Source organism: Streptomyces rubrogriseus (genome assembly GCF_027947575.1).
Classification (GTDB): domain Bacteria; phylum Actinomycetota; class Actinomycetes; order Streptomycetales; family Streptomycetaceae; genus Streptomyces; species Streptomyces rubrogriseus.
The window spans coordinates 5,485,812-5,504,992 of the sequence record NZ_CP116256.1; the positions used below are offsets into that span (position 1 = coordinate 5,485,812).

Genomic DNA, 19,181 nt, shown 5'->3' on the forward strand with positions numbered 1-19,181 from the left:
GAGCCGCCATGCCCGCCCGGTCCCCGCTGTCCTCCCCGCTCGCCCCCGTCCTCGCCCGGCTGCGTACGGCCAGCCCGTACGCGGTGGACGCCGCCGTCGCCGCGCTGGTGCTGTTCGCCGTCTCGCTGCAGTGGCTGTTCCCCGACGAGGGGGACGATCCGCTGTCCTGGCGGGGCTGGCTGCTCGGGGCCGCGACCGCCGTGCCGTTGGTGTGGCGGCGTGCGGCGCCGTTCGCGACCGCCTGTGCCGTGTCGGTGGCCACCCCGGCCCAGGCGGTGCACCACGCGCCGCCGCCCGACCTGATGTACGGCGGCTTCGTCGTGCTCTACACGCTGGCCGCCCTCGCCCGGCCCTGGCAGCGGCGGGTGATGCTGACGGGCTGGCTGATCGGGGTCGCCGCCACCATCAGCCACAAGGAGGACGCCGAGCCCTTCGAGTACGCCTTCCAGCTGCTGAGCATCGGGTGCGCGTACGCGCTCGGCTCGCTCACCCGGACCCAGCGCGCCTACACCGCCGAACTGGAGGACCGGGCGCGGCGGCTGGAGCGCGAGCGGGCGGCCGACACCGCGCGGGCCACGGCGCAGGAACGCGCCCGCATCGCCCGCGACATGCACGACATCCTGGCGCACGCGGTCAGCCTGATGGTGGTGCAGGCCGAGGCCGGACCGGTCGTCGTGCGCAGTGATCCGGCGCGCGCGGAGGCCGCGTTCGACGCGATCGCGACGGCCGGGCGGGACGCGATGACCCAACTGCGGCGCATTCTCGGGGTGCTGAAGGAGGAGGAACGCGAGCCGGGGCCGCGGCGGCTGCCCCAGCCGGGCCTGACCGCGCTGCCGGGGCTGGTCCGCGGGGTCGGCGAATCGGCCGGCCTGCGGGTGGAGTTGAGGACGACGGGCGAACCGGGTGCCCTTCCCGCGGACACCGAGGTGGCCGCCTACCGCATCGTGCAGGAGGCCCTCACCAACACGGTCAAGCACGCGTACGCTTCCTGCGCGGTGGTCGGGCTCGACTGGGCGGAGGACGGGGTGACCCTGACGGTGACGGACGACGGGCGGGGTCCGGCGGCCCCGGGTGACGGGACGGGCGGCGGCGGGCACGGACTGATCGGCATCCGGGAGCGGGCCGCCGCCTGCGGGGGCGAGGCCGTCACCGGCGGCGGGCCGGACGGCGGTTTCCGGGTCGTCGTACGCCTGCCCGTCGCGGTCGGCCGGCGGACGGCCCTCGGGTGAGCGTCCGGGTGGTCGTGGCCGACGACCAGGAGCTGGTGCGCAGCGGGTTCAGCATGATCCTGGAGGCGCAGCCGGACATCGAGGTGGTCGCGGAGGCCGGGGACGGCGCGGAGGCGGTCGCCGCGGTCGAGCGGTACGCGCCGGACGTCCTGCTCCTGGACATCCGCATGCCGGTCATGGACGGCCTGGACGCGGCCCGGCGGGTGTGCGCGCGCTCCGCCTGCAAGGTCGTCATGCTGACCACCTTCGACCTGGACGAGTACGTGTACGAGGCGCTGTACGCGGGTGCCAGCGGCTTCCTGCTCAAGGACGTGCGCCGGGACGACCTGGTGCACGCGGTGCGGGTGGTCGCGGCGGGTGACTCGCTGCTGGCCCCGGCGGTGACGCGCCGGCTGGTCGCGGACATCGTGCGGCGCCGGCGCGAGGAGGCGGCGGCCGACGTCACCCCTCGGCGCCTGGAGGTGCTGACCGCGCGCGAGGTGGAGACGCTGCGGCTGCTGGCGCGCGGGCTGTCCAACTCCGAGATCGCCACGACCCTGTTCGTGAGCGAGCACACCGTCAAGACGCATGTCAGCAACGTGCTGGGCAAGCTCGGTCTCCGGGACCGGGTGCAGGCGGTGATCTGCGCATACGAGACCGGTCTGGTGGCTCCCGGCTCCCCGTGACGCTCCCCCTGCGGGGTGAGGCGGCGAGCGCTCTCCCCCGTGCGGGCGAGTCGGCAAACCGCTCTCTCCGGCGATCCGGCGGACCCCCGGCGGCCCCGACCCTGGTGGCGACGACACCAGACCGAGTCCGATTCCCGGGAGGGACCGTGCTGTCCACACTCGCCCGGGCGGCGACCCGCCGCCCGCTGACCGTGATGCTCCTGTGGGGCCTGTTCCTGCTGCTCGGCTTCGGCCTCGGCACGGGCGTCTTCGGGAGACTCTCCGACGACGTGCCCGACATCCCGGGCACCGAGTCGCAGGTCGCCGCCGAACACCTGGACGGCCTGGACCCGGCGGGCGACTCGATCACCGGCGTGGTCGAGGCCTCCGCCGTCGCGGACCCCGCGGTCCGGGCCGAGGTGCGGCGGACCGTGGCCGACCTGCGGGAGGTCGCGGGCGTCGCCGAGGTCCCGGACCCGTACGCCACGCCCGGGCTGGTCGCCGAGGACGGGCGGGCCCTGGTCGTCTCCGTCACCCTGGAGGGCGGTCTCGACGACGCCGCCGAGGAGGCGGCGGTGGACGACGCGGCCGACCGGCTGCACGGGATCGACGGGAGCGAGGTGTCCGGGGTCCACGTCAGCGGCGGGCCGCTGCTGGGCCGGCAGCTCGGCGAGCGCGCCCAGGAGGACGTGCAGAACGCGGAGTTGATCTCGCTGCCGGTCGTGCTGGTCCTGCTGCTCGTCGTGTTCGGGGGGCTGCGTGCGGCCGGGCTGCCGCTGCTGGTGGCGGTGGCGGGGATCGCGGGCGCGTTCCTGGCGCTGTTCGGCTTCAGCCTGTTCACCGACATCTCCGTGTACGCGATCCAGGTCACGACGATGCTGGGGCTCGGCCTCGCCGTGGACTACGCCCTGCTGATGCTGGTCCGCTTCCGCGAGGAGCGGCGGCACACCCCGGACGTCGTGGAGGCCGTGCACCGCACGGTCGCGGCTGCCGGGCGGACCGTGCTGTTCTCCGGGCTGACGGTGGCGGTGAGCCTGGCCGGGCTGCTGGTCTTCCCGAGCACGTTCCTGCGCAGCATGGGGCTCGCGGTGGCCGCGGTGGTCGTCGTCGACATGCTGGCGGCGCTGACCCTGCTGCCCGCGCTGCTGACCCGGTTCGGCGGCCGGATCCCCCCGGCGAAGGCGCGGCCGGAGGAGGAGGGGCGGCTCTTCGCCCGCCTCGCCCGCTTCGCCGCCCGGCGACGGGTGGCCGTCCTGGCGGTGGCCGTCCCGGCGCTGCTGGTGCTGGCGCTGCCCGTCACCGGCATGTCCATCAACCTCGGGGACGCGCGGCAGCTTCCGAAGAGCACCGAGGCACGGCAGTTGTACGACGCGTTGGAGGCGCACTTCCCGCCGGGCACCGGCGTCTCACCGGTCACGGTGGTCCTGCGGCCGGGCACCGACGCCGCGACCGCCGACCGGATCCGCGCGCTGGCCCCGGGCACCACCGTCCGTGACCTGTCCGGCGGCACCACCGTGCTCGAACTGCCCGCGGGCGGCGCGGCCGACGGTCCGGCGGCCACCGAACTGGTCGAACGGGTGCGGGACCTGCGCGGCGACGCGCCGGTCCAGGTCACCGGCGGCGCGGCCCAACTGGTCGACTTCCGGGAGATGCTCGCGGACCGGGCGCCCTGGGCGGCACTGACCGTGCTGGCGGGGATCTTCGTGCTGCTGTTCGCGTTCACCGGGTCGGTGCTGCTGCCGCTGCGCACCGTCGCGACGACGCTGCTCAGCCTCGGGGCCGCGCTCGGGGCGGTGGTCTGGGTGTTCCAGGACGGTCACCTGGCCGGGCTGATCGGCGCCGAGGGGCTGGGCGCGCTGAGCCTGACGGCGCCGCCGCTGATCATCGCCATCGCCTTCGGACTGGCCATGGACTACGAGTTGTTCATCCTGGCCCGGATGCGCGAGGCCCGGGAGCGGACCGGCGACGACCGGGAGGCCGTGGTGACCGGCCTGCGCCGGTCGGGCCGGGTGGTGACCTGTGCCGCGCTGCTCCTCGCGGTGGTGTTCGGCGCCTTCATGACGGGGGGCTTCTCGCCGATCCTGCAGATCGGGCTCGGCCTGACCCTGGCGGTGCTGATCGACGCCACGGTCGTCCGGATGCTGCTGGTGCCGGCCACGATGGCGCTGCTGGGCCGGCGCGCCTGGTGGGCCCCGAAGCCGCTGCGCCGGGCGCACGAGAGGTTCGGGGTGCACGAGGAGGCCCCCGACCCCGCTCCCGTTCCGCCGCAGCCCGCGGCGCGCTGAGACGCCGGGCGCGCAGCCGAGACGCCGGGCGCGCCGCCGAGACGCCGGGCGCGCGGCCCGGCCGGTCCGCGGTTCCTCCCCGACGGGGGTGGGGAGGGACCGCGGTCGGGGCACGCCCGTCCGGCCCGGCACTTTCGTGACGTTCACGACGTTCACGGGCTGAACTCCCCGGCCCCGCAAGGACTTTCTCGGCTTCACCTCTTGACGGCGGCGGCCTCCCGGAGCACATTGGCCGCACTCTGAGAGCGCTCTCAAACGTCTCCCCGCGGAGCGCGCTCGGGGCGTAACGCTTCCCACTCCCGCATCGAGAGGCGACCCCCACATGAGTCAGACATCCGGCAACCCGCCCAGACGCCGGCCGCTGCGCCGGGCGCTGGTGGCCGTCGTCGGCACGCTCGGCCTGGCCGCGGCGGCGACGACCGTCACGGGCCCGTCGGCGGGCGCGGCCGTTCCGCCGCCCCCGTCCGGCTGGACCCAGGTCTTCGCCGACGACTTCGACGGCGCGGCCGGCTCCGGCGTGAACACCGCGAACTGGCAGTACGACACCGGCACCTCGTACCCCGGCGGCCCGGCCAACTGGGGCACCGGCGAGATCGAGACGATGACGTCGTCCCCGAGCAACGTCTCGCTGGACGGCGGCGGCAACCTGCGCATCACCCCGCAGCGCGACGGCGCCGGCAACTGGACCTCGGGCCGCATCGAGACCAAGCGGGCCGACTTCGAGCCCCCGGCCGGCGGCAAGCTGCGCGTGGAGGCCCGTATCCAGGTCCCGAACGTCACCGGGGCCGCCGCCAAGGGCTACTGGCCGGCGTTCTGGATGCTCGGCGCGCCCTACCGCGGCAACTACTGGAACTGGCCCGGTGTCGGCGAGATCGACATCATGGAGAACACCCAGGGCCTCAACACGGTCTGGTCCACGCTGCACTGCGGCACCTCGCCCGGCGGCCCCTGCAACGAGACGAGCGGCATCGGCGGCAACACCCCGTGCCCCGGCGCCACCTGCCAGGCGGGCTTCCACACCTACCGGGTGGAGTGGGACCGCTCGACGAGCGTCGAGGAGATCCGCTTCTACGTCGACGGCAACAACTTCCACACCGTCCGCGCCAACCAGGTCGACGCGACGACCTGGGCGAACGCCACCAACCACGGCTACTTCATCATCCTGAACGTCGCGATGGGCGGCGGCTTCCCGGACGCCTTCGGCGGCGGCCCGGACGGCGGCACCCAGCCCGGCCACTCCATGCTCGTGGACTACGTCCAGGTGCTGTCGGCCGGTGGGAGCGGTACCACGCCACCGCCGACCGGCGGTGACCGCGACGCGTACAGCGCCATCGAGGCGGAGTCGTACGACGCCCAGTCCGGCACCCTGACCGAGGGCACCTCGGACTCGGGCGGCGGCAGCAACCTCGGCGCCCTCGCCAACGGCGACTGGGTGCAGTACAAGGGCGTCGAGTTCGGTTCGAGCGCGGCGACCCAGTTCAAGGCCCGGGTGGCCAGCGGTGCCGCCGCCGGGGTCAGCGGCCTGGTCGAGGTGCGCCTGGACAGCCGCACCAGCACGCCGGTCGGCAGTTTCGCCGTGGGCAACACGGGCGGCTGGCAGTCGTGGCGGACGATCCCGGCGAACATGGCCTCGGTGACCGGCACCCACGACGTCTACCTGACCTTCACCAGCGGCCAGAGCGCCGACTTCGTCAACGTGAACTGGTTCGGCTTCGGCCACTGAGCGGCGACCGACCCCCCGCAGGAGAGGCGAAGGGGCTCCACGCACCGTGGGGCCCCTTCGTCGCGCCGTGCGGCGTCGCTCAGCGCAGCTCCGCCCGGAAGGCGGCCGGTGTCTGGTCGGTGTGCTGCTGGAAGAACTTGGAGAAGTTCGCCGCGTCCGGGAAGCCGACCGCCGCGCCGACCCGCCCGATCGGCAGCTCGGTGTGGGCGAGCAGCCGCTTGGCCTCCAGGACGACACGCTTGTCGATGAAACCCTTGGGCGTCTCACCGGTGGCGGCGCGCACCGCGCGCACCAGGGTGCGGCGGGAGTAGCCGAGCGCGTCGGCGTAGGCGCTGACGCTGTGGTTGGTGGCGAAGCCCCGCTCGACCGCGTCCCGGAAGAGGATGAAGGTGCTGTCCCCCGGCGTCTCCGCCCGCCCCTGCCGCGCCGCCCTCGCGGAACCGGCCGCGAGGTGGGCGAGGCGCAGCAGGAACGCGGAGAGCGTGTGGCGCAGTACGGCCGTGTGCAGGCTCAGCGGGAGTGTGGTCGCGTCCTCGTACTCGCGCCGCAACTGGTCGAGCGCCGCCGTCAGTCCGGCGAGCCGCGCCTCGTCGGGGTGGAGCAGGGGCGGCAGGTCGTAGCGGTAGAGGCCGGTGGCCTCCACGGTGGCGCGGGGCAGGAAGCCGGGCTGCATGGTGAGCACCGTTCCGCGGTACTCGGCCTCCGGCGCGAAGCGGTGGACCTGGCCGGGACGGATCCACAGCAGGTCGCCGGCCGACGCCTCGTACTCGGCGAAGTCGATCATGTGACGGACCGGTCCGCCGGTGAGGAGCATGACGATGTGGAAGTCGATGCGGTGCACGCGGTGCAGCGGCGCCTGCGCGTGCCAGGTGCGGCCGGCGCCCATGGGACCGACCTGCATGCCCACTCCGAGGAGGCTGAGATCGACCGGGAAGGGGAACGTTCTGATCCCGTCGCCGCCGCCTTGGCTTCTTTCGTCCGCCATGTCCGTCTCGTACCGTCCCGCCCGTGTGCCCCGCGGCCGGGGCGTGTCCCAGTTTCACCACAGGCTGACACACCACGACCTTCACTCCCAAAAGTCAGACTTTTAAGTTTGAACGCGTCAGACCAGCTACTTCGCTCCGATCGAGGATTTCTTGAAGATGAGCACGCAGTCGAGCAAGCAGACAGTGGACGGCGCGGACCGCTTCGAATGGACCGAACTCGACCGGCGTGCCGTGGACACCGCCCGGATCCTGGCGGCCGACGCCGTGCAGAAGGTGGGCAACGGTCACCCGGGTACGGCGATGGCCCTCGCCCCGGCCGCCTACACGATCTTTCAGAAGGTGATGCGACACGACCCCGCCGATCCCGAGTGGACCGGCCGTGACCGCTTCGTCCTCTCCCCCGGCCACACCTCGCTGACCCTCTACACCCAGCTCTTCCTCGCCGGGTACGAGGTGGAGCTGGACGACCTCAAGGCCTTCCGCACGCACGGCTCCAGGACGCCGGGCCACCCCGAGTACGGGCACACGGCCGGCGTGGAGACCACCACGGGGCCGCTGGGCCAGGGTGTGGCCAACGCGGTGGGCATGGCGATGGCGGCCCGCTACGAGCGCGGCCTGTTCGACCCCGAAGCCCCCGAGGGCGAGTCGCCCTTCGACCACACGGTCTGGGCGATCGTCAGCGACGGCGACCTCCAGGAGGGCGTCTCCGCCGAGGCCTCGTCGCTCGCCGGTCACCAAAAGCTCGGCAATCTGGTCTTCCTCTACGACGACAACCACATCTCGATCGAGGGCGACACCGTGACCGCGTTCTCCGAGGACGTGCTGAAGCGCTACGAGGCGTACGGCTGGCACACACAGCGCATCGAGCCCGCCGACAGCGGCGACGTGGACGTGCAGGCGCTGCACGCGGCGCTGACGGCGGCGAAGGCCGAGACCGGCCGCCCGTCCATCATCGCCATGCGCACGATCATCGCCTGGCCCGCCCCGAACGCCCGGAACACCGAGGCCTCCCACGGCTCCGCCCTCGGCGCGGACGAGGTCGCCGCCACCAAGCGCGTCCTCGGTTTCGACCCGGAGCAGTCCTTCGAGGTCGCCGACGAGGTCCTCGCCCACACCCGCCGGGCCCTGGACCGGGGTGCCGAGGCGCACGCCGCCTGGGACAAGCGGATCGCCGCCTGGCGCGACGCCGCCCCCGAGCGCGCGGAGCTGTTCGACCGGGTGGTCGCCGGCCGGCTGCCCGAGGGCTGGGAGGACTCCCTGCCGGTGTTCGAGACCGGCAAGGCGGTCGCCACCCGGGCCGCCTCCGGCAAGGTCCTCCAGGCGCTCGGCCCGGTGCTGCCCGAACTGTGGGGCGGCTCGGCCGACCTGGCCGGCTCGAACAACACGACGATCGACAAGACGTCGTCCTTCCTGCCGGAGGGCAACCCGTTGCCCGGCGCCGACCCGTACGGCCGCACCGTGCACTTCGGCATCCGCGAGTTCTCGATGGCCGCGGAGATGAACGGCATCGCCCTGCACGGCAACACCCGGATCTACGGCGGCACCTTCCTGGTCTTCTCCGACTACATGCGCAACGCGGTGCGCATGTCCGCGCTGATGCAGCTGCCGGTGACGTACGTGTGGACGCACGACTCCATCGGCCTCGGCGAGGACGGGCCCACCCACCAGCCGGTCGAACACCTGGCCTCGCTGCGCGCGATCCCCGGCCTCAACGTCGTCCGCCCCGCCGACGCCAACGAGACCGCGACCGTGTGGGCCGAGATCCTGCGCCGCCACTCCACCCACCCGGCGCCGCACGGCCTCGCCCTCACCCGCCAGGGCGTGCCCACCTACGCCCCGAACCCGGACGCGGCACGCGGCGGGTACGTCCTCGCCGACGCCTCCTCCGGCGCCCCGGACGTCGTCCTGATCGCCACCGGCTCCGAGGTGCAGCTCGCGATGGCCGCGCGGGAGACGCTGGAGGCCGAGGGCACCGCGACGCGCGTGGTGTCGATGCCGTCCGTGGAGTGGTTCGAGGAGCAGCCCCGCGCCTACCGCGAGAGCGTGCTGCCGCCGTCCGTGCGGGCCCGGGTGGCCGTGGAGGCCGGGATCGGCCTGACCTGGCACCGGTACGTCGGGGACGCGGGACGCATCGTCTCCCTGGAGCACTTCGGCGCCTCCGCCGACGCGAAGATTTTGTTCACCGAGTTCGGCTTCACCGCCGGGCACGTGGCCGGCGCCGCCCGGGAATCCCTGGCCGCCGCTCGCGGCTGATCCCACCGGATCCCATCCCGGTCCGGACCCGTTTCGACCTCGATCCGAGGGCAGAAAGAGAAGATGATCACTGTGACCGAAGCAACCGCCACCGCGGGAGCACTCCAGCGCCTGGCCGACCAGGGCGTGTCCGTCTGGCTCGACGACCTGTCGCGGCGGCGGATCGAGTCCGGCAACCTCGCCGAGCTGATCAGGACGAAGAACGTCGTCGGCGTCACCACCAACCCGTCCATCTTCCAGGCCGCCATAGGCTCCGGCGAGGGGTACGAGGAGCAGCTCGCCGACCTGGCGACCCGCGGTGTCACCGTCGACGAGGCGGTCCGCATGATGACCACCGCCGACGTCCGCGCCGCCGCCGACGTGCTGCGCGGGGTGTACGACGCGACCGGCGGGCGCGACGGCCGGGTCTCCATCGAGGTCGACCCCCGGCTCGCCCACGACACCCGGGCCACGGTCGCCGAGGCGCGGCAGCTGGCCTGGCTGGTCGACCGCCCCAACGTGATGATCAAGATCCCGGCGACGAGGGCCGGTCTCCCGGCCATCACCGAGGTCATCGGCGCGGGCATCAGCGTCAACGTCACGCTGATCTTCTCCCTGGAGCGCTACCGCGAGGTGATGGACGCCTACCTCGCCGGCCTGGAGAAGGCGCAGGCGGCCGGGATCGAGCTGGCCGGCATCCACTCGGTCGCGTCGTTCTTCGTCTCCCGCGTCGACAGCGAGATCGACAAGCGCCTGTCCCTGCTGGGCACCGAGGAGGCGCTCGGCCTGCGCGGCCGGGCGGCACTGGCCAACGCGCGACTGGCCTACGAGGCGTACGAGAACGTCTTCGCGGGCGACCGCTTCACCGCCCTCGCGGGGTCCCGCGCCAACCCCCAGCGCCCCCTGTGGGCGTCCACCGGTGTGAAGGACCCGGCATTCCGGGACACCCTGTACGTGGAGGAGCTGGTCGCCCCCGGCACCGTGAACACGATGCCGGAGGCCACCCTGGACGCCGCCGCCGATCACGGCGACGTACGGGGCGACACGGTCACCGGCGGGTACGCCCAGGCCCGGGCCGATCTCGCGGCCGTGGAGCGGCTCGGCGTGTCGTACGACGAGGTGGTGGAGCAGTTGGAGCAGGAGGGCGTGGCGAAGTTCGAGGCGGCCTGGCAGGAGCTGCTCGCCGCCGTGACGAAGTCCCTCGACAGCAAGGGAGTTGACGGGGAATGAGCGAGGAGCTTCCCGCTACGACGGTCCGGGAGACCAAGGCGACGAAGGAAGCCAAGGAGGCCCGGGCGGCGCAGGAGGCGGCCGGACCGCCGCTCGCCGAGGAGGCCGAGCAGGCCCGCGTCGCCGGAGCGGCGAAGGCCGCCGGCGCGTCCGGGTCGTCCCGGAGCGCGAAGAAGACCGGGGCGTCCCGCGCGGCCAGGGCGGCGAAGGGCAAGGGTGCGGCCGGCCGGGCCGTGGAGCCGGTGGCACCGCTCGACTGGAGCAACCCGCTGCGCGATCCCCAGGACCGCCGTCTCCCCCGCATCGCGGGCCCGTCCGGGCTGGTCATCTTCGGCGTCACCGGTGACCTGTCCCGCAAGAAGCTGATGCCCGCCGTGTACGACCTGGCCAACCGCGGCCTGCTGCCGCCCGGCTTCTCGCTGGTCGGCTTCGCCCGCCGGGACTGGGAGGACCAGGACTTCGCCGAGGTCGTGCACGACGCGGTCAGGGAGCACGCGCGCACGCCGTTCCGCGAGGAGGTCTGGCAGCAGCTCTCCGAGGGCATGCGCTTCATCCCCGGCGACTTCGACGACGACAACGCGTTCGAACAGCTGCGCAAGGCCGTCGAGGAGCTGGACGCGTCCCGCGGCACCAGCGGCAACTACGCCTTCTACCTCTCCGTGCCGCCGAAGTTCTTCCCGAAGGTCGTCCAGCAGCTCAAGAAGCACGGGCTGACCGACGCGCCCGAGGGTTCCTGGCGCCGTGCGGTCATCGAGAAGCCGTTCGGCCACGACCTGGACAGCGCCCGCGACCTGAACGCGCTGGTGCACGAGGTGTTCGACCCGGAGCAGGTCTTCCGCATCGACCACTACCTGGGCAAGGAGACGGTCCAGAACATCCTGGCGCTGCGCTTCGCCAACCAGATGTACGAGCCGATCTGGAACCGGTCCTACGTGGACCACGTGCAGATCACGATGGCCGAGGACATCGGCATCGGCGGCCGGGCCGGCTACTACGACGGCATCGGCGCCGCCCGCGACGTCATCCAGAACCACCTGCTCCAGCTGATGGCGCTGACCGCCATGGAGGAGCCGGCCGCCTTCGACGCGCGGTCGCTGCTCACCGAGAAGCTGAAGGTGCTGCGCGCCGTGCGGCTGCCCGACGACCTGGGCGAGCACACCGTGCGCGGGCAGTACGCGGGCGGCTGGCAGGGCGGCGCGCAGGTGCCCGGCTACCTGGAGGAGGACGGCATCGACCCGGCCTCCACCACGGACACCTACGCGGCCATCAAGCTCGGCATCGACAACCGCCGCTGGGCCGGGGTGCCCTTCTACCTGCGCACCGGCAAGCGCCTGGGCCGCCGGGTCACCGAGATCGCGGTCGTCTTCCAGCGGGCCCCGCACTCGCCCTTCGACTCCACGGCGACGGAGGAGCTGGGCGAGAACGCCATCGTCATCCGCGTCCAGCCCGACGAGGGCATGACGGTGCGCTTCGGCTCCAAGGTGCCGGGCACGTCGATGGAGATCCGGGACGTGTCGATGGACTTCGCGTACGGCGAGTCCTTCACCGAGTCCAGCCCGGAGGCGTACGAACGGCTGATCCTGGACGTCCTTCTGGGTGACGCCAACCTGTTCCCGCGCCACCAGGAGGTGGAAGAGTCCTGGCGGATCCTCGACCCGATCGAGGAGTACTGGGCCTCGCACGACAAGCCCGCGCAGTACGCGTCGGGCGGCTGGGGACCGCGGGAAGCGGACGAGATGCTCGCACGAGACGGACGGAGCTGGCGCAGGCCATGAGGATCGACCTGACCGACACCACGGCAAGCAAGATCAACAAGGCGCTGGTGCAGGGCCGCCGGGCCATCGGCACCCCGGCCGTGGGCATGGTGCTCACGCTGGTCATCGTCACGGACGAGGAGAACGCCTACGACGCGATCAAGGCCGCCGAGGAGGCCTCACACGAGCACCCCTCGCGCACCCTGGTCGTCATCAAGCGCCATCCCCGCAACCTGCGCGACCGCACCCGCTCGCACCTCGACGCCGAGGTCCGGGTCGGCTCCGAGGCCGGGACCGGCGAGACGGTCGTCCTGCGCATGTACGGCGAGGTGTCCGAGCACGCCGACTCGGTGGTGCTGCCGCTGCTGCTGCCGGACGCGCCGGTCGTCGTGTGGTGGCCGGTGGAGGCGCCGGACAACCCCGCGAAGGACCCGCTGGGCGCGCTGGCCCAGCGCCGGATCACCGACCTCTACACGGTCGAACGGCCGATGGAGGTCCTGGAGCGCCGGGTCCGCGCCTACGCGCCCGGCGACACCGACCTGGCCTGGACCCGGCTGACGCTGTGGCGCTCGATGCTGGCCGCGGCCCTGGACCAGGCCCGGGTACCGGTGACCTCCGCGGTCGTGGAGGCCGAGGCCGACAACCCGGCCGCCGAGCTGCTGGCCCGCTGGATGGAGGCCCGCCTCGGCGTCCGCGTGGACCGCGTGGTCACCGACGGCCCGGTGGTGACGGCGGTCCGCCTCGGCACGGCGAACGGCGAGATCGTCGTCGACCGGCCGGAGGGCCCGCTCGCCACGATGACCCTGCCGGGTCAGCCCTCGCGCTCCGTCGCCCTGAAGGTGCGCCCCACCTCCGAACTCATCGCCGAGGAGCTCAGGCGCCTCGACGCCGACGAGATGTACGCCGTCGCCCTGCGCGGCAAGGCCGGCAAGGAGACCCCTGTCCATGTCTGACACCCCGAAGCTCAACCAGCGGCCCGAGTGGACCGCGCTCGCGGACCACGCCAAGGGCACGCTGCCCCACCCGGACCTGCGCGAGCTGTTCGCCCAGGACCCCGGGCGGGCGGAGCGCTACGTCGTGCGCGTCGGCGACCTGCGCATCGACTACTCGAAGCACCTGGTCACCGACGAGACGCTGGCCCTGCTCCAGGAGCTGGCCGCAGCGACCGACGTGGCCGGGCTGCGCGACGCGATGTTCCGCGGTGAGCGGATCAACATCACCGAGGACCGGGCGGTGCTGCACACCGCGCTGCGGGCCCCACGCGACGCGGTGATCGAGGTCGACGGCGAGAACGTCGTCCCCAAGGTGCACGCCGTGCTCGACAAGATGGCCGGCTTCGCCGACCGGGTCCGCTCCGGCGAGTGGACCGGCCACACCGGCCGGCGCATCAAGAACGTCGTCAACATCGGCATCGGCGGCTCCGACCTCGGTCCGGCGATGGCCTACGAGGCGCTGCGGGCCTTCACCGACCGCTCCCTCACCCTCCGCTTCGTGTCCAACGTGGACGGCGCCGACCTGCACGAGGCGGTCCGGGACCTGGACCCGGCTCAGACGCTGTTCGTCATCGCGTCCAAGACCTTCACCACCATCGAGACGATCACGAACGCCACGTCCGCCCGCTCCTGGCTGCTGGACGGCCTCGGGGGTGACGAGAAGGCGGTCGCGAAGCACTTCGTGGCCCTGTCGACCAACGCCGAGAAGGTCGCGGACTTCGGCATCGACACGGCCAACATGTTCGAGTTCTGGGACTGGGTCGGCGGCCGCTACTCCTTCGACTCGGCCATCGGCCTCTCCCTGATGATCGCCATCGGCCCGGACCGCTTCCGGGAGATGCTCGACGGCTTCCGCATCGTCGACGAGCACTTCCGCAACGCCGAGGCCCCGGCCAACGCGCCGCTGCTCCTCGGCCTGCTGGGCGTCTGGTACGGCGACTTCCTGGGCGCGCAGTCGCACGCGGTGCTGCCGTACTCGCACTACCTGTCGAAGTTCACCGCGTACCTCCAGCAGCTGGACATGGAGTCCAACGGCAAGTCCGTCGACCGCGAGGGCAATCCCGTGGAGTGGCAGACCGGGCCGGTGGTGTGGGGCACGCCCGGCACCAACGGGCAGCACGCGTACTACCAGTTGATCCATCAGGGCACGAAGCTGATCCCGGCGGACTTCATCGGCTTCGCGCGGCCCGTGGCCGAGCTGAGTGACGAACTCAAGGCTCAGCACGACCTGCTGATGGCCAACTTCTTCGCCCAGACCCAGGCCCTCGCCTTCGGCAAGACCCCGGACGAGGTACGCGCCGAGGGAGTGCCCGAGGAACTGGTCCCGCACAAGACCTTCCGCGGCAACCACCCCACCACGACCGTCCTGGCCGCCGAACTGACCCCCTCCGTCCTCGGCCAGCTCATCGCCCTCTACGAGCACAAGGTCTTCGTCCAGGGCGCGATCTGGAACATCGACTCCTTCGACCAGTGGGGCGTCGAACTCGGCAAGGTGCTCGCCAAGCGCGTCGAACCGGCCCTCACCGAGGGCGCGGACGTGCCCGGCCTCGATCCGTCCACGGCCGCGCTGGTGGCCGCCTACCGCGAACTGAAGGAAGTGCACTGACATGCAGATCGGTCTTGTGGGTCTCGGCAAGATGGGCGGCAACATGCGCGAGCGCCTGCGCAACGCCGGCCACACCGTCGTCGGATACGACACCAATCCCGACCGGGCCGACGTCGACAGCCTGGTCGAGCTGGTGGACCGGCTGGAGCGGCCGCGCGCGGTCTGGGTGATGGTCCCGGCCGGCGGTGCCACCCAGCACGTCATCGACCAGCTGGCGACGCTGCTCAAGCCCGGTGACACCGTCATCGACGGCGGCAACTCCCGCTGGACGGACGACGAGCGGCACGCCGAGGACCTCGGCAAGCGCGGGATCAACTTCGTCGACGCCGGTGTGTCGGGCGGCGTGTGGGGGCTGGAGAACGGATATGCCCTGATGGTCGGCGGCGACAAGGAGACCGTCGACGACCTCAAGCCGATCTTCGACGCGCTCAAGCCGGACGGCCCCTACGGCTACGTCCACGCGGGCCGGGTCGGCGCCGGGCACTTCTCCAAGATGGTCCACAACGGCATCGAGTACGCCATGATGCAGGCCTACGCCGAGGGCTGGGAGCTGCTGGAGAAGGTCGACTCCGTGGACAACGTCCGCGAGGTCTTCCGCTCCTGGCAGGAGGGCACCGTCATCCGGTCCTGGCTCCTGGACCTGGCCGTCAACGCCCTTGACGACGACCACCACCTGGAGAAGCTGCGCGGCTACGCCGACGACTCGGGCGAGGGCCGCTGGACCGTGGAGGCGGCGATCGACAACGCCGTGCCGCTGCCCGCGATCACGGCCTCCCTCTTCGCGCGGTTCGCGTCCCGCCAGGAGGACTCGCCGCAGATGAAGATGGTCGCCGCGCTGCGCAACCAGTTCGGTGGCCACGCCGTGGAGTCGGCCAAGAAGTAGCCGCCCGGGAAGTGGGCGGTCCGGAAAGCGCGTTGACGTGCTCGGCCGGTTCGGGTCAGAGTCCCTCCCTGATGGAGATCAACGACCTGACACCGGCCGAGTCGCGTCTTTGGCGGGCGTTCGCCTCGGGCACCGACGTGGACTTCCGCTCCGCGGACTCCTCCGCCGCGGACTCCTCCGCCGCGGACTTCGACGACCCCGCCGTGGGCGGCGCCTGGGGCCCGGAGCGGACCGTGCGCGCGAGCGTGCTGCGGTCCCTGCTCCTGGACGGCCCCCGGGAGGACGGCCGGGTCGCGGCGCTCAGCCTGGCCGGCGCCCGCGTCACCGGACGGTTGGACCTGCAGTACGCCACGGTCGACCACCCCGTGCGGCTGCGGCACTGCCACTTCGACGAGGCCCCGAGGTTCTACGGAGCCCGGCTGCGCGAGCTGAACCTGAGCGAGTCCGTGCTGCCCGGGCTGATCTCGCACGCGGTCCGGGTGGAGGGCGTACTGCGGCTGACCCGGGCCCGGTTCAGCGGTACGGTGCGGCTTGCGGGGGCGGAGGTCACCGGCAGCCTGTACCTGGAGAGCACCCGCATCGAGACGCCGGACACCGAGTGGCCGGTGCTCCAGCTGAACCAGGCGGTGCTGGGCGCCGACCTGTGGGCGCCGGGTCTGCGCGCGGGTGGCGAGGTCCGGCTCACCGGTGCCCGGGTGGCCGGCACCGTCAACCTCAACGACTCGGTGCTGGACCGGCCGGGCGGCACCGCCGTCCAGGCCGAGACGCTCGCCGCCGAGGCCGACGTACTGCTGCGGCGCGCGGACGTCCGGGGCCGGCTGGAGCTGCGCGGTGCCCGGATACCCGGCCGACTGGACCTGTCGCACGCCCGGCTGGCCAACGCCGGGAACACCGCGCTGCGTGCCAGCAGTTGCGTGATCGGCGAACTCTGGCTGCGGGAGGGCCCGGCGGTGCAGGGGGCGCTCAATCTGCGCCGCGCCCAGGTGGACGTGCTGTTCCTCCAGCCGGAGGTGGTGCCGGCCTGGGTCCAGCTCAACGACCTCACCTACACGTCGCTCGTCCCGCACGAGCCCGCCGAGCGTCGGCTGCCGATGCTGGAGAAGGGGGACAGCTACCTCCCCTTCACCTACGAGCAGCTGACCGCCGCCTACCGGCGCATCGGTGACGACGACGCGGCCCGCCTCGTACAGCTCGCCAAGCAGCGGCGGCGCCGGCGCACCCTGCCCTGGTACGGCCGCCTGTGGGGGCACCTCCAGGACATCGCGGTCGGCTACGGCTTCCGTCCGCTGCGCGCGGGCGGCTGGCTGCTGTCGCTGCTCGCGGTCGGCTCGGTCGTCTACGGACTGCACCACCCGCCGCCACTCAAACCGGAGGAGGCCCCCGGCTTCAACCCGGTCTTCTACACGCTGGACCTGCTGCTGCCGGTGATCTCCTTCGGTCAGGAGAACGCGTTCTCGCCCAAGGGCGGGTATCAGACGCTCTCCTACGTCCTGGTCATCACCGGCTGGATCCTGGCCACGACCGTGATCACGGGTCTGACCCGCACCGTCAGCCGCCAGTGAGGATCTCCGTAAGGAGGGCGGGAGTTCCGAGCGGGCGGGTACGGGGTATGCCGGACGCGTCCCGAACGAACGATCAAGGAGAGCGATGGCGATGCCACCCCTGCGGCAGGAGGTTGAGGCGGGTGCGGCCGGGCTGGACCCCGGGGCGCTGGCCCGGCTGGACCTGCACTTCGCCCGGCAGGTCGACGAGGGCCGGCTGCCCGGGTTCCTGGTGGCCGTCGCGCGCGGCGGCCGCGTCGCCCATCTGACCGTGCACGGACAGCGGGACGTCGCGGCCGGACTCCCGGTGACGGCCGACACACTGTGGCGGATCTACTCCATGACCAAGCCCGTCACGTCCGTGGCGGTGCTGACCCTGGTGGAAGAGGGCCGGCTGGCGCTGGACGACCCCGTCGACCGGTACCTGCCGGCCTTCGCCGAGCCGCGGGTGTACGTCGGCGGGACCGGCGAGAACGTCGTCACCCGCCCCGCCTCCGGTCCGGTGCGGGTCCGGCACCTGATGACCCATACCGCGGGGCTGACGTTCGGCTTCTACCGCACCCACCCCGTGGACGCGCTGTACCGGGCGGCCGGGGTGGAGTCCTCGGTGCGGCCGGGTGCCGACCTGGCCGAGACGGTGGACCTCTACGCGAGCCTGCCCCTGCAGTTCGATCCGGGCACCGAGTGGAACTACTCCGTGGCCAGCAACGTACTGGGGCGGCTGGTGGAAGTGGTGTCCGGGCAGCCCCTCGACGTGTTCTGCGCCGAGCGCGTCTTCGGACCGCTCGGTATGACGGACACCGGGTTCCACGTCACCGACGCGCAGGCGGGCCGCCTGGCCGAGCTGTACGGCGAGACCGAGGACGGCGGCATCGCGCCGGTCCCCGGGCTGCCGCTGCGGGGCCGGCCGCGGTTCCTGTCGGGCAGCGGCGGTCTGGCCTCGTCCGCCCACGACGTGCACCGCTTCGCGGAACTGCTGCGGCGCCGCGGCGAACTCGACGGGATCCGGCTGCTCGCCCCGGCGACGGTGGACCTGATGACCCGCAACCACCTCCCGGGCGGCGCCGATCTGCGGTCCTTCGGCAGCCGCCCGGCGCACGACGAACCCGGCAACGACGGCGTCGGCTTCGGTCTCGGCGTCTCCGTGGTGACCGACCCGAGCCGCACGCGGTCGCCCTCCAATCTCGGCACCTACGGCTGGAGCGGAGTGGCGACGACCACCTTCTGGGTCGACCCGGGCCGTGATCTGACGGTGCAGTTCATGACCCAGGTGCGGCCGAGGTCGTCCCACACGGTCTACCCGGACCTGAAGCGGCTCGTGCACGAGGCCCTCACGGACTGATCCGGCCCGGCGGTGTCCGGCTCCTCGCGGTCAGGACGAGACGTGTGCCATCGCGGCGTCCAGGTGCGGCAGGTGGTGGTCGAGCCGCTCCCGCTTGGTGCGCAGGTAGGTGATGTTCGACTCGCACGGCGGTATCAGCAGCGGCACCTGCTCGGCGACCTGGATGCCGTGCCGCACCAACGCCTCGCGCTTGCGCGGGTTGTTGGACATCAGCCGCACCGAACGCACCCCGAGGTCGTCGAGGATCCGCGCGGCGACGCCGTAGTCCCGGGCGTCCACCGGCAGGCCGAGGGCGAGGTTCGCCTCCACCGTGTCCAGGCCCTCGGCCTGCAACGCCATCGCGCGCAGTTTGGCGAGCAGGCCGATGCCGCGCCCCTCGTGCCCGCGCAGGTAGACCACGACGCCACTGCCCGCGTCGGCCACCTGCCGGAGCGCGGTGGCGAGTTGGGCGCCGCACTCGCAGTGCTGGGAGCCGAAGGCGTCGCCGGTCAGGCACTCCGAGTGGAGCCGGGTGAGCACGTCTTCGGCGCCGAGGTCGCCGTACACGAGGGCCACTTGCTCGTCGCCGCGTTCGTGGTCGAAATAGCCGAACGCCCTGAATTTCCCGTACACGGTGGGAAGCGGCGTCATCACGATCCGCTCCACGTCCGTGCGCTGTGCCGTCTTCTTGCCGAGTACACCGATTTTTTCTGTCATGATTCTCGCGTTCCTCAACAGTTTGCTCAACCGAGATG

14 protein-coding genes are annotated in these 19,181 nt (G+C 72.4%); 12 read left to right on the forward strand and 2 right to left on the reverse strand.

Annotated features, from left to right (window positions below; all coding sequences use genetic code 11):
• Positions 1-8 precede the first annotated feature (8 nt).
• The 4 genes from Sru02f_RS25095 (at position 9) to Sru02f_RS25110 (ending at position 5,881) form a co-directional block, all read left to right on the forward strand.
• A complete protein-coding gene (locus Sru02f_RS25095) occupies positions 9-1,229 on the forward strand; it encodes a sensor histidine kinase (RefSeq protein ID WP_109028622.1) in 1,221 nt (406 codons plus the stop codon).
• The gene (locus Sru02f_RS25100; RefSeq protein ID WP_109028621.1) at positions 1,226-1,894 is read left to right on the forward strand and encodes a response regulator; all 669 of its coding nucleotides are present in this window, start codon (positions 1,226-1,228) and stop codon (positions 1,892-1,894) included. Before Sru02f_RS25095 ends, Sru02f_RS25100 begins: the two co-directional genes overlap by 4 nt.
• Before the next feature lie 146 nt (positions 1,895-2,040).
• A complete protein-coding gene (locus Sru02f_RS25105) occupies positions 2,041-4,158 on the forward strand; it encodes an MMPL family transporter (protein ID WP_109028620.1) in 2,118 nt (705 codons plus the stop codon).
• 322 nt (positions 4,159-4,480) lie between these two features.
• A complete protein-coding gene (locus tag Sru02f_RS25110; protein WP_109028619.1) occupies positions 4,481-5,881 on the forward strand; it encodes a glycoside hydrolase family 16 protein in 1,401 nt (466 codons plus the stop codon).
• 79 nt (positions 5,882-5,960) lie between these two features.
• On the opposite strand, the gene Sru02f_RS25115 is transcribed toward Sru02f_RS25110, so the two are convergent.
• Positions 5,961-6,866 (reverse strand): helix-turn-helix transcriptional regulator, encoded by a 906-nt coding sequence (locus tag Sru02f_RS25115; RefSeq protein WP_109028618.1) that lies wholly within the window; start codon positions 6,864-6,866, stop codon positions 5,961-5,963.
• Between the two features lie 157 nt (positions 6,867-7,023).
• Here Sru02f_RS25115 and tkt point away from each other — a divergent pair, with 157 nt between their 5' ends.
• The 8 genes from tkt to Sru02f_RS25155 all read left to right on the forward strand — a co-directional run bounded on the left by tkt (position 7,024) and on the right by Sru02f_RS25155 (position 18,447).
• Positions 7,024-9,120 carry a transketolase gene (gene tkt, locus Sru02f_RS25120; RefSeq protein ID WP_109028617.1) on the forward strand — a complete coding sequence of 699 codons (2,097 nt, stop codon included), beginning with the start codon at positions 7,024-7,026 and terminating at the stop codon, positions 9,118-9,120.
• 63 nt (positions 9,121-9,183) lie between these two features.
• Positions 9,184-10,329 (forward strand): transaldolase, encoded by a 1,146-nt coding sequence (tal, locus tag Sru02f_RS25125; protein WP_109028616.1) that lies wholly within the window; start codon positions 9,184-9,186, stop codon positions 10,327-10,329.
• Positions 10,326-12,104, forward strand: coding sequence for a glucose-6-phosphate dehydrogenase (zwf, locus tag Sru02f_RS25130; RefSeq protein WP_109028615.1), 1,779 nt, complete (start codon positions 10,326-10,328; stop codon positions 12,102-12,104). Before tal ends, zwf begins: the two co-directional genes overlap by 4 nt.
• Positions 12,101-13,036 carry a glucose-6-phosphate dehydrogenase assembly protein OpcA gene (gene opcA, locus Sru02f_RS25135; RefSeq protein WP_109028614.1) on the forward strand — a complete coding sequence of 312 codons (936 nt, stop codon included), beginning with the start codon at positions 12,101-12,103 and terminating at the stop codon, positions 13,034-13,036. The genes zwf and opcA overlap by 4 nt, the downstream gene beginning before the upstream one ends.
• A complete protein-coding gene (gene pgi / locus Sru02f_RS25140; protein WP_109028613.1) occupies positions 13,029-14,681 on the forward strand; it encodes a glucose-6-phosphate isomerase in 1,653 nt (550 codons plus the stop codon). Before opcA ends, pgi begins: the two co-directional genes overlap by 8 nt.
• Position 14,682: 1 nt before the next feature.
• A complete protein-coding gene (gene gnd / locus Sru02f_RS25145; RefSeq protein ID WP_109028612.1) occupies positions 14,683-15,564 on the forward strand; it encodes a phosphogluconate dehydrogenase (NAD(+)-dependent, decarboxylating) in 882 nt (293 codons plus the stop codon).
• Positions 15,565-15,635: 71 nt separating this feature from the next.
• Positions 15,636-17,126, forward strand: coding sequence for a membrane-associated oxidoreductase (locus Sru02f_RS25150; RefSeq protein WP_167469209.1), 1,491 nt, complete (start codon positions 15,636-15,638; stop codon positions 17,124-17,126).
• Between the two features lie 91 nt (positions 17,127-17,217).
• A complete protein-coding gene (locus Sru02f_RS25155) occupies positions 17,218-18,447 on the forward strand; it encodes a serine hydrolase domain-containing protein (protein WP_109028974.1) in 1,230 nt (409 codons plus the stop codon).
• A gap of 30 nt (positions 18,448-18,477) precedes the next feature.
• Here Sru02f_RS25155 and ribA read toward each other — a convergent pair whose 3' ends face one another.
• Complete coding sequence (ribA, locus tag Sru02f_RS25160) at positions 18,478-19,143, reverse strand: GTP cyclohydrolase II (protein ID WP_109028610.1); 666 nt, start codon at positions 19,141-19,143, stop codon at positions 18,478-18,480.
• Between the last annotated feature and the right edge of the window lie 38 nt (positions 19,144-19,181).